This is a genomic window from Streptomyces sp. NPDC031466 (assembly GCF_055581265.1).
The window spans coordinates 294,432-308,927 of the sequence record NZ_JBVIJT010000007.1; the positions used below are offsets into that span (position 1 = coordinate 294,432).

The following is a 14,496-nucleotide window of genomic DNA, read 5'->3' on the forward strand; positions in this document are numbered from 1 at the left end:
GCCAGCCGGACAGATTCAAGTGCTGTGGCCGACAGCGGCGATACAGTCCGGCGAGGACCTGATCGGTGACAGGGGGAGGGCCGACGTGCTGGAGATCGTCGCGCTGAGCGCGCTGACTGCTTTTCTCACCGCCGTGGGGAACGGCGCCGCGGGCGAGATGGGCAAGCAGCTGCTCCTGTCGACCGGTGCCCTCGCGAGAAGGACCCTGGGCCGCGAGACGCCCCTGCCGACCGGCCCGCGGGAATGGCAGACACTCGCCGACCAGATGCACGCCCGCCTGAGCCACGACCCGGAGCGGGCGGGCGAATGGGCGCTCCTCGTCCGCAGCCTTCCGGAGCGGGCGATGGCCCTGGCGCCGACGGGCGGACTGCCCCCGGCGTCACGGGACTTCACCAACCGACAGAAGACCGTGCGGCAGCTGACGCGGGAGGCGACCCGGCCCGCCGCCGGGCGGCCGCGCGTCGCACTGCTCCACGGGCCGCCGGGAATCGGCACCACCGCGGTGGCCCTGCACCTGGGCGCGGCGCTCCACGCGCGGTTCCCCGACGGGCGGTTCTACGTCGATCTGCGCGACCCCTCGGGCGGCCACGGTCCGGAGCCCGCCACCGTCCTGCTGAGGCTGCTGCGGCAGCTGGGTGTCCCGCCGGACCGGATGCCGCCCACCGCGACGGGCCGCGAGGACCTCTACCGCAGGCTCACCGAGGGCCGCCGGGCCCTCGTGGTGATCGACCACGCGTCGTCGGTCGCGCAGGTGCGCGGCCTGGTCCCGGCGACGCCCGACGTCTTCCTGCTGGTGGTCGTCTCCGGCCGCCCCTTCGCCCTGGAGGCCGAACGAGTCCCCGTACCGCCCCTGAGCGACCGGTACGCGCTGCGGATGGTGACGAAGGTCGCCGGACCGGAGAGCGTCGCGCGCGCCAAGGCCCGGCTGCCGCGGATCCTGGAGCGGTGCGGGGGCAACGCCTTCGCGCTGAAGACGGAAGCGATGCTGCTGAGCGGTGAGAGCGGGGACCACGACAGGCGCGAAGGGAACGAAGGGATCGGCGGTGGGGGCGACCCGGCGAATGATCCGGCGCGTGACCCGGCGTACGCACCGCTTCGCGACCCGAGGCATGACCCGGCGCACGATCCGGTGCGCGCCGGCACCCACGCCGCCTGTGCACGCCTCCGGCCCGAAACGGTACGGCTCCTGCGCCTGACGGCCCTGGGCGGCTGGCCGACCGTGGACGCCCGGATCGCCGCCGCGGCCGCGGACACCTCGCGACCGGCGGCGGCCCGCATGCTGACCGAGGCGGCGGACGTCCAGTTGCTGGACATCGCGGGCGACGACCAGTACCGCTTCCGCCCCGGGGTGCGGCAGCTGCTGGCCGACTGCGCGGGCCCGGAGCACGGCATCGCGGCGTGCTCGACGGCCGTCCGGCGCGTGCTCGACGCCCTGCTGAACCGCGCCCTGCACGCGGCCGGCGCGGCGCTGCCGCAGAGCTGGCGCACCGAGCCCGCGCCGGAGACGGGCGACGCCTGCCGCGACGAGGCCGAGGGCGTCGACGTGCTGGCCGCCGAGGTCGGCAACCTGGTCCGCGCGGTGTCCGTGGCCGTGGAGTACCAGCACGTCACGACGGCCTTGCGGCTGGCCAGGGCCCTGTGGCCGCTCCAGTTGAAGGCGGGCTACTGGGACGAGGTGCTGCCCGCGCTGCGCGTCGCGGCCCGGTGCGCCGACGAACATCAGCCGCATACGCGTACGGCGGCGGGCCTGCACTTTCAACTCGCCCACTGCCTGGGCGAATTGAGACACTGGCCGGAGGCCGAACGCGAGGCGCGGGCGGCCGTCGCCTGCGAGCGGGCGGCGGATCACGTACGGGGCGAGGCGTCGTCCGTCGAACTGCTGGGCCTGCTGGCGCTGTACCAATGGCGGTATGAGGCCGCGTACGAGCGGTTCGTCGAGGCCGAGCGGATCTACGGGCGGATCACGCCCGGGCAGGAGGGCGCGCGGGACGTGCCGCGCGCCCTCGCGCTGGTCGAACGCCACCAGGGGCGTGCCCTACGGGGCATGGTCCAACTGGAGCGCGCCCGAGGGCTCTTGGAGTCGGCGGCGGAGTTCTTCGAGGAGCAGGGGGAGGACTACAACCGTGCGCGCGCCCTGACGGACCTCGCCGAAACCCTCCACGACGCGGGCGACGACGCGCAGGCGCTGGCGGAGATCACCGAAGCGGAGGGCCTGCTGCCCCCGGCGGCCGCTCCGCATCTGCGGTATCTCGCCGAGCTGCGGCAGCGCTGCGAGGACCGCTAGGCCGCGCAGCGAAACCCCGTCGCGGAGGTGGCCTTCCCGGTCCCCTTCGTGCGACGGGGCTTCGACGTCCCGACAGCCTGACATCGCAGGGCCTCTGGGGGCTTCCGCTTTCGTCAGAGGAGGCCGAGGAGCCCGAGCTGCTGCACCCCCAAGAGGACGAGGCCCGCGGTGTACGAAAGCGTGTTGAGAAGAGGGAGAACAGTCCCCTCGATCGCGTTGTCTCCGGTGAGGAGTGTTGACAGTAGCTCGCTCATTATTTCCCTTTCGGTGATTGCGTCCAGAGGGCGAAGAATCGCAGAGCGGTTTCCCGTAGGCGTTTCTGCCACTCCTGGCGTCACCCCAATGAGCGAAGCGAGCGTACAGAGACCGAGCCCGACGGAGGCGCGCCGGGTCAGGGCCGACCGCGGCAGGGCGTGTCGGCCAACACGGCCCGGAGGCGGGGGCAGTGATGTGCCGGAGCCTGGCCGGCTCCGGATCCTTTCGCAGGTTACTGCAGAACCGATAAGAGACTAGCCAGACATCGTCCAATGCGACATTTCCGCCACCCGTTTGCCGCGCATCCTCCGTAATGCGGACCCGTTAGGTTGCATATGACGAAAACAAGTCCCAAGGCGGCGGGGAGCTGCCGCATCGTCTCAAACTGCGTAACTCCAGGCGCAGTTCACATGGGGGGCTGGATTTATGCCCCGCCTCCCGCCAGGGAGGCCTGCGCCGCCCTGCACGATGGGGACCATAGGGTTGAACTGCGACACAGCGGCACGCTGGTTGAGGAGTTGCTCGCGGAACTCAGCACTATCCAGGCGCGGTTCACCGCTGTGGTCGACAGCCCGGCGGGCGGCGTAGGCCCGGCCGCTCTGGCCCCTCGGGGGCCCTATCGTGCGTGAGTCACGCGGGCGCCACAGCCGACTGGACGACCGGCCCGCCCCCGTAGGCCCTCCCACTGGATATCCGGCAACTGATCACACGCAGGTCTGGGAGCAGCCCTTCTCTCCGTTCGATCAACTGGACGTCCACTGGGACCCGGCAGAAGAACTCGCCCACCTGCTGCACGAAGCCGTCGAGAACGAGAAGAACGGTGCTCCGCCCCCGCCCGAGATCAACGAGGACCCGGTATCCGAAGGCGACAGTGCCGCCCCGGCCGACCTCACCGGGTTCACCACGGAGTTGCCGCCTCAGCGCTCCCGGCTCTCCCACCACCGACGCTCCCGCTCCCGTTCCCACAAGCGGGCCCGGAGCGCCCTGCGCGCAACGAGTTTTTTCCTCGCCGTGCTCGCCGCGGCCGTGGTCTCCATGGTGTGCGTCTTCGGCGGCCTGGTCAGCTACGACCCCCTGCGCCTCGTCGCCACGTACCGCACGACGCCAGGTGCGGTCGGATGGTGGCCCCTGCTCGTCTACGGCCCCTGGGTGGTCGCTTCCCTGTCCATCCTGCGCGCTGCCCTCCACCGTCGCCGCGCGGCGCACTCATGGGCCATCGTCCTTTTCTTCTCCATCATTTCGATACTGCTGTGTGTTGCCCAGGTGCCCCGCCCACTGGTGGAAGCCGCCGCCGCGGCGCTTCCCGCCCTGGCGGCCCTGGCCTGCTTCCAGCAACTGGTCCGGCAGATCACCTTGACCCGCCCGCCCCGCCAGGCCACCCCACGCCACCGGAACCGCAACCCCCGCCCCCGCCAGCACCCCACGGACTGACCCCACACGACCGCCTAGCGGGCCTGCACGGTCACCGGATGCGCGCTGCCGGCAGCGTGTACCCGCAAGGTGGTGCTGCGCCCGGGAAACAGGTGGCCGCCGGCTGCCAGCCACGCGTACAGCGCCGAGGCGTACGCCGCCGGATCGACGTCGCCCTCGACGCGCGCGTGCCCGTCCGGGCGGCCGCCCCCTCCCGCGTGGGCGTTCCCGTCCGGGCGGGCCGACAGATCGAGCAGCCCGTGGCGACGGCTGCGTACGAGGCAACTGTGCGGGCCGCTCACATACGCGGCCACCGCGCAGTGCGGGTGCCGGTCCAGGATCTCCGCCGTCCACCCGGCCGCCCCGCCCAGGCGGGGGTCGTCGGCGGGTCCTTCGCGCACGATCACGTCGGCGGATTCCAGGACACCCGGGTCGCGCGTGTCCTCGTGCACCGCGAGATGCACGTCGCCGTCGGCGTCGTAGGGGTGCTGTCCGGTGGTGCGCTCGATCACGACGTCGGTGCCGGTGACGCGCGTGCGGACACGCAGCGGCGCGGTGCGGCGCGGCGGGTCGTACGGAGGCAGGGGCAGGGGTTCGAGGAGGGCGGGGGCGCCGGGCTCCGGGAGGTCCATCAGCGCGTAGAAGTGCCGCCGCAGGAGCGCCGCGGAGGCACCGGGCGCCGAGGTGACGAACTCGGCCGGGTCGGCGGCAGGACCGGCGGCGGGGCCGGCGGCCGGGTGCGGGCCGTCCAGCAGCCGCTCCACCTGGCCGCGCAGCGAGTCCTCCGGATCGAACCGCGGCGCGTCCCGCACGAAGGCGGCCAGCGGCGCCTCGGGGTCGAGCCGGTCCTCCCCGTCGGCGGCCAGCAGGACGGGGAGCCCGAGGGCGGCGGCGTAGTAGGACACGGCTCCGAAGTCACCGATCACGGCGTCGGCCGCGAGGAGGGCCTGCCGCCAGTGCTGGGCGGGGTCGATCAGGGCCAGGCCGCCGCGCAGGGCCCGGTCGAGCCAGGCCCGGACCTGGCCGGGGCCGTTCCCGTGCCAGATGTTCGGGTGCAGCACGGCGGCCGGCCGGTAGTCGTCGGCCGGCAACTCGGCGGTGAGGCGCGGGAGAAGGCCAGGGAAGAGGTCCTGGCCGCCGCCGTCGCCGAAGAGGCCTTCGGGGTTCCACGTGGAGTTCAGTACGACGAGCCGCTGCCCGCGCCGCACGCCGAGGGCCCGCCGGAAGCGGTCGCGGTAGGGGCGGGCGGCGAGCATCCGGTCGAAGCAGGGGTCGCCGCCGAGGACGGAGACGTCCAGGACCTGCGGGCATGTGCGGCGCAAGCGCTCCAACTGCTCCGGGTGCGACAGGACGAGACCGTCCATGAACGGCTTGCCGTCCGCCAACAGCCACTCGCCCGACAGCCCGAACGTCGGCTCCCGGCTCCCGGCTCCCGGCTCCCGGCTCCCGGCTCCCGGCTCCCGGCGGCCAGTTTCTTAGTGTATCCAACACCATGGGAAATTATGGAGAGTTTGCCCTGAAGGGAGGAGATCCGGCCCCCGAAACTGGAGGAGATCGCGAGATCGACGGGCGTGGCCAGGGCCTGTTCCCAGGGCAGTACGGGCAGCCCCAGCTCGGCCGCGAGTTCGTCGATCCCGCTCTGAAAGGCGGAGGACCCCGTCGACGTGACGAGCAGCTGAACGCGGAAGTCGTCGTGGAAGAGCGGCAACACGTCCAGCAGGCGCCCCGCGGACGTGACGTTGTGGATCACCAGCAGAACCCGGCGCTGAGCGGTACGGCTGGCCCACCGGGCCGCGCCACGCCCCACGGGCACCCGTATCGGCCGGGGTTCAGCCCGCACTGGTGCCCCTCCTGAGCCTGAGTGTTGCCATCGGGCGATCACCTTAGCCGTACGGGCCGCACCCGAGGCCGCTCGCGGTTTGTCTGTGAAGGCGCTTGCTCCAGGGGCAAGCGCATCGGGGCACGAAAGAGCCCCTCACGCGTTTCCGCAGGTGAGAGGCTGTTTGCGCCCCCGGCAGGACTCGAACCTGCGGCCAAGCGCTTAGAAGGCGCCTGCTCTATCCACTGAGCTACGGGGGCCTGGGTGTGGCCGGTGGCACGGGTCCGGATGTGGGGGAGGTCCGTGGCCTTGCCGGGGACAAGGATAGGGCTCCCGGGACCCTGTCCTTGCTGCTTCGCCTCCGCGCCGTGATGTGGAGGTTCGGTGAAGCGGTCCTGATAATCGCAGGCAGGTGCGAATCTCGCATCGCTTTTTGCGCCTCGCGCCCCGGGTGTTGTGCACTCGTTATGCCTGCGCCCCCGGCCGTCCCTTCCCTCCCCGGTGTTCGACCGGCGCGCAGGGACGTCCATATGCTTCAGAAAGCCGCCAAAATTGGGCATTCTTCGCATGTGGTGACCTTGGACGTACGGCCTCAATTGCTTGACGCACTCTCCGCCCTGCGCGAGCGTGTCGCCGCCGCACGCTTTCCGCTCCCCCTGCCGGGGGCGCCACGCGCGCGTGCCAACCGGGACGAGCTGCTCGCACAGCTCGACGACTATCTGGTGCCCCGCCTCAAAGCGCCGGAGGCGCCCCTGCTCGCCGTCATCGGCGGTTCCACGGGAGCGGGCAAGTCCACTCTCGTGAACTCCCTGGTGGGGCGACAGGTCAGCGAGGCGGGCGTGCTGCGGCCCACGACACGTACACCGGTGCTCGTCTGCCATCCGGAGGACCACCACTGGTTCGCGGACATGCGGGTCCTGCCGGACCTCACGCGCGTGTGGCTGCCGCAACCGGTGTGCGCGCAGGGTGGCGACGGAGACGACGAGGATGACGGCGACGACGACATGCCGGCCCTCGGGGGCGAACTGGAACGGGCCCTGCGGATCGAGACCGTCCACAGCCTGCCCCGCGGTCTCGCCCTCCTCGACGCGCCCGACGTCGACTCCCTCATCGCCGAGAACCGGGTCCTGGCCGCCGAGCTGATCTGCGCGGCCGACGTGTGGGTCATGGTGACCACCGCCTCGCGGTACGCCGACGCGGTGCCCTGGCATCTGCTGCGTACCGCCAAGGAGCACGACGCCACCCTCGTCACCGTCCTCGACCGCGTGCCCCACCAGGTCGTGACCGAGGTCTCGCGGCAGTACGGCGCCCTGCTCGCGAAGGCGGGCCTCGGCGACGTGCCCCGCTTCACCGTGCCCGAACTGCCCGAGTCCGCGGGCGGCGGCGGACTGCTCCCCTCCACCGCCGTCGCGCCCCTGCGCGCCTGGCTGACCCAGCGCGTCCAGGACCCCTCGGCCCGCGCCCAGGCCATCACCCGTACGGCCCGCGGCGTCATCCGTTCGCTCGACTCGCGGCTGCCGGAGTTGGCGGGCGCCGTCGCCTCCCAGTACGCCGCCGCGCTCCGGCTCACCGCCGCCGTCGACGAGGCGTACGACCGCGAGCACGCGCGCGTGCAGGGCCGTCTGGAGGCGGGCGGCGTCCTCGCGGGCGACGCCCTGAAGCGGTGGCGCAGCTACCCCCTCGACTGCGGGCCCGGCGAACTGCTCGACGCCATCGCCGAGAGCCTGGAGGCGCTGCTGCTGTGCGCCGTCACCGCCGCCGACGAGCGCATCGACGAGGCCTGGCGGCGCGAGCCCGCCGCGGCCGCTCCCGGCCTCGCCGACCGCGACCCCCAGGTGGAGAGCGCCGAGCACCGCATCGGGATGGCCGTACGCCGGTGGCGGCGCGTCCTGGAGGAGTACGCCGACGACGAGGTGCGCGCGATGGAGCGGGTCGACAAGACCCCGCTGCCCGACCCGGAGGTCGTCGCCGCGCTGCTCGCCACGGCCCTGCTCGGCGGGCACCGGGCGCGGGCGGCCGGGGAGATCCTCGCCGAGCGGATCGGCGCCCAGGGAGCGGTCCGGTTGCGCGACCGGGGCGAGCGTCTGCTGACCGACTACCTGGAGAAGGTCCTCGCCGTCGAGCGGGACCGTCGGCTCGCCCCCCTGGACGCACTCGAAGTACATCCCGAACCCCAGGCCGAACTGATCGCCGCCCTGTCCGTACTGCAGAAGGAGAGGTGACCGCCGTGACTGCTGTCACTGATCACACCGAACGCGACGAGCGGGAGGACCGGGAGCGCCGGGAGAGCCGGGACACTCGGGAGGCGCGGGAGGCCCGGGAAGAGCGGGGCGTCCGGGAAGGCCGCGAGCAGCGGGCGGAGCGGACGGAGCCGGCGGAGCGAAGGGAACGGGCGGAGCGAAGGGAGTCGGCGGAGCGTGGGGTTCGCGTAGAGCGGGAGGAGCCGTCGGGCCCGGGGCGGCCGGACGACGACCCCGAAGGGGCCTGGGACGACGGCCTCATCGCCCGGCGTGTCGCGGAAGGCACCCGTCCGGAGGACACCGCCCCCGGTGTCCGCGCCTACGCCCCCGCCCCCTCCGGGACGCCCACCTCGTACGAGGGACCCCTGCGCGAGCGGCTCGACGCGCTGCGCGAACTCGTCGGCCTCTCCCGCACCCGCCTCGACAGCGGCACGCTCGCCGAGGCCGGCCGGGTCCTCGACGAGGCGGCCGCCCGGCGCAGGCTCTCCGACCGGCACACCGTCGTCGCCATCGCGGGCGCCACCGGCAGCGGCAAGTCGACGCTGTTCAACGCCCTCGCCGGGGTGATGATCTCCGAGACGGGCGTGCGCCGACCGACCACCGCCGCGCCCATCGGATGCAGCTGGACGGACGGCGCCGCCGGACTGCTCGACCGCCTCGGCATCCCCGGCAGGCTGCGCCGCCGCCCCCTCCAGGGGCCCGGCGCCGACGACCTCCGGGGGCTCGTGCTGATCGACCTGCCCGACCACGACTCGGCGGTCGGCGAGCACCGCGAGCACGTCGACCGGATCCTCGCGCTCGTCGACGCCGTCATCTGGGTGGTCGACCCGGAGAAGTACGCGGACGCAATGCTCCACGAGCGCTATCTGCGGCCCATGGCCGGACACGCCGAGGTCACCTTCGTCGTGCTCAACCAGACCGACCGGCTGCCCGGCGACGCCGCCGACCAGGTCCTCGACGACCTGCGGCGGCTCCTGGACGAGGACGGCATCGCGCTCGGCGAACACGGCGAACCGGGCGCCACGGTGCTCGCGCTCTCCGCGCTGACCGGTGAGGGGATGGGCGAACTGCGCGAGGCCCTCGGCCAGTTCACGCAGGAGCGGGGCGCCGCGGCCCGCCGGATCGCGGCCGACCTGGACGCCGCCGCGGAACACCTGCGTCCGGTGTACGTCGCCGGGGCGTCCCGGGGGCGCGGGCGAGGACGCGTCGGGCTGAGCGAGGAGGCCCGCGAGGAATTCGCCGACCGCCTCGCGGACGCGGTGGGCGCCGCCGCCGCGGGCGACGCGGCGGAGCGGGCCTGGCGCAGGCACGCGGGCCGGGCGTGCGGCGATCCGTGGTTCAGGCTCTGGCGGTGGTACGAGGCGCAGCGCTCCCCGGGCGGCCCCGTGACGCCCGCCGTGCCGATCCCGGTGGACGAGGAGGTCACCGCGCGCCAACGCGTGGAGCACGCCGTCCGCACGGTCGCCGACGAGGCGGCGGCGGGGCTGCCCGTGCCCTGGGCGCTGGCCGTGCGGGAGGCGGCGGCGCGCGGCGCGCAAGGGCTGCCCGAGGCGCTCGACGAGCTGGCGGTGACGGTGGGCGTGTCGGGCGGGCGGCCGCCGCGGCCCGGCTGGTGGCCGGTCGCGGTCCTCGCCCAGGCGGCGATGACCTTGCTCCAGGTGGTGGGCGGGCTCTGGCTGGTCGGACAGATCATCGGGATCGCCGAGCCGAACCTCGGCGTGCCCGCGCTGCTGATGGTGGCGGGGATCGTCGGTGGCCCGTGCGTGGAGTGGGCGAGCCGGATCGCGGCGCGCGGCCCCGCCCGCCGGTACGGGCATGAGGCGGAACGCCGGCTGCGGGAGGCGGCCGCGGGGTGCGGCCGGGCCCGGGTCCTGGATCCGGTGGCGGCCGAGTTGCTGCGCTACCGCGAGGTCAGGGAGCAGTACGGGCGGGTGGCGGGGGCGCGTGCCGCTGCCGGGTGACGGAGTTGTCCACAACCGGTGGGTAACCCACAGGGCTCAGCGGGCCCGGCGTGACCGGTGCAGTCTGGGAGCGCGGCCGCGGCAGGCGCGGCGGGGCACACGGACGTACGGGAGGGGCAGGGCATGAACGAGACGATGGTGACGGTGGTGGGAAACGTCGCGACGACGCCGGTGTACCGGGAGTTGCCGTCGGGACCGGTGGCGCGGTTCCGGCTCGCGGTGACGGCGCGGTACTTCGACGCGGTGAAGGACACCTGGCAGGACGGGCACACCAACTTCTTCACGGTGTGGGCCAAGCGGGCACTCGGCAAGAACGTGCAGGCGTCGCTCGCGGTGGGCGAACCGGTCATCGTGCAGGGGAGGTTGCGGGTGCGGGACGAGGAGCGCGGCGGCCAGCACTGGACGTCGGCGGACATCGACGCGCAGGCCGTCGGCCACGATCTGTCGCGCGGCACCTCGGCGTTCCGGCGCGTGCTCAAGGTGGACGGGGCGCCGACGGAGGCCGCGCCGCCGCGCAAAGCGGCGCCGGAGCCGGTGGGGTGATGCATGGTCAGGGACGCGAGCCCGAGTGGGCTCACCGCCGATTGGATGCGTCCAATGGCGTTGATTTGTCGATAAGCCCAGCTCGGGAGGGGTGTTGGGGATAACGATTCCGAGTCGGATCGGTGATACGACGATATGACCGAGGGTCGCGGTGTGCCGCTTCCTTAGGATGCCGGACGTAGCTCACGGGGCAGTTGGCAGGAGGCGCCACGCAGGTGGCAGGTGGTCCTGCCGCTTTCAATCTGCTGGCGGGACCACCCCCCACGTTGTGAACGGGTCCCGTCCGGAGGGGAATTCTGTGTTTTCTGCGTTGTCCATACGGAGTCGGGGCGCCGCCCGCCTCGCCGTCGTGACCGTGGCGTCGGGACTTCTCGCCGCGGGAGCGGTGGCCGCCGCGGGATCTGCCGCGGCGGAAGAGGTGCCGCGGCAGCGGGGCGGGGCGACCGCGACGCTGGGCGGCCTGCAGACGTACGACCAGGCGGTCATCCGGGAGGGCGGCAGCTCGCAGCAGGTCCCCGCCGGACTCTTCGAGATGTCCGTGGAGAACGGCGGCACCCTCCAGACGTACTGCGTCGACATCCACAACCCCACGCAGAAGGACGCCCGCTACCAGGAGACGCCCTGGAGCGGCACCTCGCTGAACCGCAACCGTGACGCGGGCCGCATCCGCTGGATCCTCCAGCACTCCTACCCGCAGGTGAACGACCTCGCGGCGCTCGCCAAGAAGGCGGGCGCGTCCTCCCTCACCGAGAAGACGGCCGCGGCCGGCACCCAGGTGGCGATCTGGCGGTACTCGGACGGCGCGCGGGTGGACGCCGTCGACCCGCAGGCCGAGAAGCTGGCCGACTACCTGCACAAGAGCGCGCAGGCCAGCGTCGAGCCCAAGGCGTCGCTGACGTTGGAGTCGCCCGCCCTCTCCGGGCGCCCGGGGGAGCGGATCGGCCCGGTCATCGTGCGGACCGACGCGGACGCGGTGTCGGTGGCACCGCCCGGGGACTCCGCGGCCAGCGGGGTGAAGGTCGTCGGCAGGAACGGGAAGCCGGTGAAATCCGCGCGCGACGGCAGCCGGCTCTACTTCGACGTGCCGAAGGACGCGCCCGACGGCTCGGCGGCGCTCTCCGTGCAGGCGTCGACCACCGTGCCGGTCGGCCGGGCTTTCACCTCGGAGACCCGGAGCCAGACGCAGATCCTCGCGGGCTCCAGCGAGTCGACGGTCTCCGCGACCGCGACGGCCGACTGGGGCGCCACGGGCGCGGTGCCGGCGCTGTCGGCGGAGAAGAACTGCGCCAGGGGCGGTGTGGACATCACCGCCAGCAACGAGGGGGACGCCCCCTTCACCTTCCGGCTGATGGGCGTCAAGCACACCATCGAGGCGGGGACGTCGCAGACGGTGACGGTCCCGTTGCAGGAGGACCAGGCCTACGACTTCACGATCGTGGGGCCGAACGGCGTCGAGAAGCGCTTCCGGGGCGTGCTCGACTGCCGTACGGAGGGCAGCGGCATCGGCGCCAAGGCCCAGCCCGCCAACCAGCCGAGCCCCGCGTCGGCGGGCGGCACCTCGGTCGGCGCCGACCTCGCCGAGACCGGCAGCTCCGGCAATACGCCGCTGATCGCCGGCATAGCGGTGGGGTTCGTCCTGCTCGGCGGCGCGGCGGTCTTCTTCGTACGCGCCAAGAGGGACCCGGCGGAGAGCCCCGAGGAGGCGGCCACGGAGGAGTAGGAGCGCTGCATGCTCGGGCCGCCCCCGGGGCGCCGGGTAGCCCGCGCCAGAGCCGCGCCGGAGAACCGAACCGGGCTCAGTCCCGGTGCAGGGCGGCCAGACCCTTCTGCAAGTCCTCGGCGTTCATGACCGGCTGGATCTCCACCTCCGCGCCGAATACTCGGAAGAGCGACTCGGAAATGGCGGGCAACTGGGAACTGTCCTGCATGTCGAAGACGAAGGTGCAGGAACGCCCGCCGTCGCAAGGACCGAAGTAGGCCGCCTCGGGCTTCAGCTGTTCCATCAACTCCTGCATGGTGTCCGGCAGCGCGCCGCTCTTGAGTGCCTCGTTGGTCGCCTGGGTGTCCAGGCGTGCCCGCAGCATGACCCTCATGACACCTGCTCCTTCCGGCCACCACGACCGGCACGGATCCGTCCCGCGCTCACTGGGACCCGGTGACGTCCCTCTCAGCGTCTCTCCAGCTGATAGGGGCGGCAACATCTGGCCCCCGGCCCCACCGGTGATCGCTCCCACCTCGCCGGTTTCCACCCAGGGGTGGCAGTCAGGCAAGATGGGGTGTATCTGCCCACTCATCGATTGCCGGACGGTTTCTCTTGGCTGAGTACATCTACACCATGCGCAAGACGCGCAAGGCGCACGGCGACAAGGTGATCCTCGACGATGTCACCTTGAGCTTCCTTCCTGGCGCGAAGATCGGTGTCGTGGGCCCCAACGGCGCCGGTAAGTCCACGGTGCTCAAGATCATGGCGGGCATCGAGCAGCCCTCGAACGGCGACGCCTTCCTCTCGCCCGGGTACACCGTCGGCATGCTCCTCCAGGAGCCGCCCCTGGACGAGTCCAAGACCGTCCTGGAGAACGTGCAGGACGGCGCGAAGGAGGTCATGGGCAAGCTGCGGCGCTTCAACGAGGTCGCCGAGCTGATGGCCACCGACTACTCCGACGCGCTGATGGAGGAGATGGGCAAGCTCCAGGAGGACCTGGACCACGCCAACGCCTGGGACCTCGACGCCCAGCTGGAGCAGGCCATGGACGCGCTGGGCTGCCCGCCCGGCGACTGGCCCGTCACCAACCTCTCCGGTGGCGAGAAGCGCCGCGTCGCGCTCTGCAAGCTGCTCCTCGAAGCCCCCGACCTGCTGCTCCTCGACGAGCCCACCAACCACCTGGACGCCGAGTCCGTGCAGTGGCTGGAGCAGCACCTCGCCAAGTACCCCGGCACCGTCGTCGCCGTCACCCACGACCGGTACTTCCTCGACAACGTCGCGGGCTGGATCCTGGAGCTCGACCGCGGCCGCGCCATCGGCTACGAGGGCAACTACTCCACGTACCTGGAGACCAAGCAGACCCGCCTCAAGGTCGAGGGGCAGAAGGACGCCAAGCGCGCCAAGCGCCTCAAGGAGGAGCTGGAGTGGGTGCGCTCCAACGCCAAGGGGCGCCAGGCCAAGTCCAAGGCGCGCCTCGCCCGCTATGAGGAGATGGCCGCCGAGGCGGACAAGATGCGGAAGCTGGACTTCGAGGAGATCCAGATCCCGCCGGGCCCGCGCCTGGGCAACATCGTCGTGGAGGTCGACAAGCTCTCGAAGGCCTTCGGCGACAAGGTCCTCATCGAAGACCTCAGCTTCACCCTGCCGCGCAACGGCATCGTCGGCGTCATCGGCCCGAACGGTGCCGGCAAGACCACGCTGTTCAAGATGATCCAGGGCCTGGAGGAGCCGGACTCCGGTTCCATCAAGGTCGGCGACACGGTCAAGATCTCCTACGTCGACCAGAGCCGCGCCAACATCGACCCGAAGAAGACGCTGTGGGCGGTCGTCTCGGACGAGCTGGACTACATCAACGTCGGCCAGGTCGAGATGCCGAGCCGCGCGTACGTGTCCGCCTTCGGCTTCAAGGGCCCGGACCAGCAGAAGCCCGCGGGCGTGCTCTCCGGCGGTGAGCGCAACCGGCTGAACCTCGCGCTCACCCTCAAGCAGGGCGGCAACCTCCTGCTCCTCGACGAACCGACCAACGACCTCGACGTGGAGACCCTGTCCTCCCTGGAGAACGCGCTCCTGGAGTTCCCGGGCGCGGCCGTGGTCGTCTCCCACGACCGCTGGTTCCTCGACCGCGTCGCCACGCACATCCTGGCGTACGAGGGCGACTCCAAGTGGTTCTGGTTCGAGGGCAACTTCGAGGCGTACGAGAAGAACAAGGTCGAGCGCCTCGGCCCGGACGCGGCCCGTCCGCACCGCGCCACCTACAAGAAGCTGACCCGAGGCTGAGGCGG

Annotated in this window: 10 protein-coding genes and 1 tRNA gene; 7 read left to right on the forward strand and 4 right to left on the reverse strand. The window is 72.2% G+C overall.

Annotation, left to right across the window (positions count from 1 at the left end; genetic code table 11):
- Window positions 1–85 precede the first annotated feature (85 nt).
- Window positions 86–2,284 (forward strand): AAA family ATPase, encoded by a 2,199-nt coding sequence (locus ACZ5GP_RS19310; protein ID WP_468751988.1) that lies wholly within the window; start codon window positions 86–88, stop codon window positions 2,282–2,284.
- 113 nt (window positions 2,285–2,397) lie between these two features.
- On the opposite strand, the gene ACZ5GP_RS19315 is transcribed toward ACZ5GP_RS19310, so the two are convergent.
- Window positions 2,398–2,538, reverse strand: coding sequence for a hypothetical protein (locus tag ACZ5GP_RS19315; protein WP_468751989.1), 141 nt, complete (start codon window positions 2,536–2,538; stop codon window positions 2,398–2,400).
- A 622-nt stretch (window positions 2,539–3,160) separates the two neighbouring features.
- On the opposite strand from ACZ5GP_RS19315, the gene ACZ5GP_RS19320 reads away from it, so the two are divergent.
- Window positions 3,161–3,970, forward strand: a complete 810-nt coding sequence (locus tag ACZ5GP_RS19320; RefSeq protein ID WP_468751990.1) for a DUF2637 domain-containing protein — start codon at window positions 3,161–3,163, stop codon at window positions 3,968–3,970.
- A 14-nt stretch (window positions 3,971–3,984) separates the two neighbouring features.
- Here the strand turns inward: ACZ5GP_RS19320 and ACZ5GP_RS19325 are convergent, their stop codons facing one another.
- Both ACZ5GP_RS19325 and ACZ5GP_RS19330 read right to left on the reverse strand, forming a co-directional pair.
- Window positions 3,985–5,334: a hypothetical protein gene (locus tag ACZ5GP_RS19325; protein ID WP_468751991.1), complete on the reverse strand. Its 1,350-nt coding sequence runs from the start codon at window positions 5,332–5,334 to the stop codon at window positions 3,985–3,987.
- A gap of 621 nt (window positions 5,335–5,955) precedes the next feature.
- Window positions 5,956–6,028: transfer RNA gene (locus ACZ5GP_RS19330), tRNA-Arg, on the reverse strand.
- Between the two features lie 270 nt (window positions 6,029–6,298).
- Here ACZ5GP_RS19330 and ACZ5GP_RS19335 point away from each other — a divergent pair.
- The 4 genes from ACZ5GP_RS19335 to ACZ5GP_RS19350 all read left to right on the forward strand — a co-directional run bounded on the left by ACZ5GP_RS19335 (window position 6,299) and on the right by ACZ5GP_RS19350 (window position 12,232).
- Window positions 6,299–7,990 (forward strand): GTPase domain-containing protein, encoded by a 1,692-nt coding sequence (locus tag ACZ5GP_RS19335; protein ID WP_468751992.1) that lies wholly within the window; start codon window positions 6,299–6,301, stop codon window positions 7,988–7,990.
- Between the two features lie 5 nt (window positions 7,991–7,995).
- A complete protein-coding gene (locus ACZ5GP_RS19340) occupies window positions 7,996–9,969 on the forward strand; it encodes a GTPase (protein WP_468751993.1) in 1,974 nt (657 codons plus the stop codon).
- A 123-nt stretch (window positions 9,970–10,092) separates the two neighbouring features.
- Entirely contained in the window at window positions 10,093–10,512 is a 420-nt protein-coding gene (locus ACZ5GP_RS19345) for a single-stranded DNA-binding protein (protein WP_468751994.1), read from the forward strand.
- Between the two features lie 310 nt (window positions 10,513–10,822).
- Window positions 10,823–12,232: a Cys-Gln thioester bond-forming surface protein gene (locus ACZ5GP_RS19350; RefSeq protein ID WP_468751995.1), complete on the forward strand. Its 1,410-nt coding sequence runs from the start codon at window positions 10,823–10,825 to the stop codon at window positions 12,230–12,232.
- 76 nt (window positions 12,233–12,308) lie between these two features.
- On the opposite strand, the gene ACZ5GP_RS19355 is transcribed toward ACZ5GP_RS19350, so the two are convergent.
- Window positions 12,309–12,605 carry a hypothetical protein gene (locus tag ACZ5GP_RS19355; RefSeq protein ID WP_468751996.1) on the reverse strand — a complete coding sequence of 99 codons (297 nt, stop codon included), beginning with the start codon at window positions 12,603–12,605 and terminating at the stop codon, window positions 12,309–12,311.
- 221 nt (window positions 12,606–12,826) lie between these two features.
- Here ACZ5GP_RS19355 and ettA point away from each other — a divergent pair, with 221 nt between their 5' ends.
- Window positions 12,827–14,491: an energy-dependent translational throttle protein EttA gene (gene ettA, locus ACZ5GP_RS19360; protein ID WP_358587694.1), complete on the forward strand. Its 1,665-nt coding sequence runs from the start codon at window positions 12,827–12,829 to the stop codon at window positions 14,489–14,491.
- Window positions 14,492–14,496 lie beyond the last annotated feature (5 nt).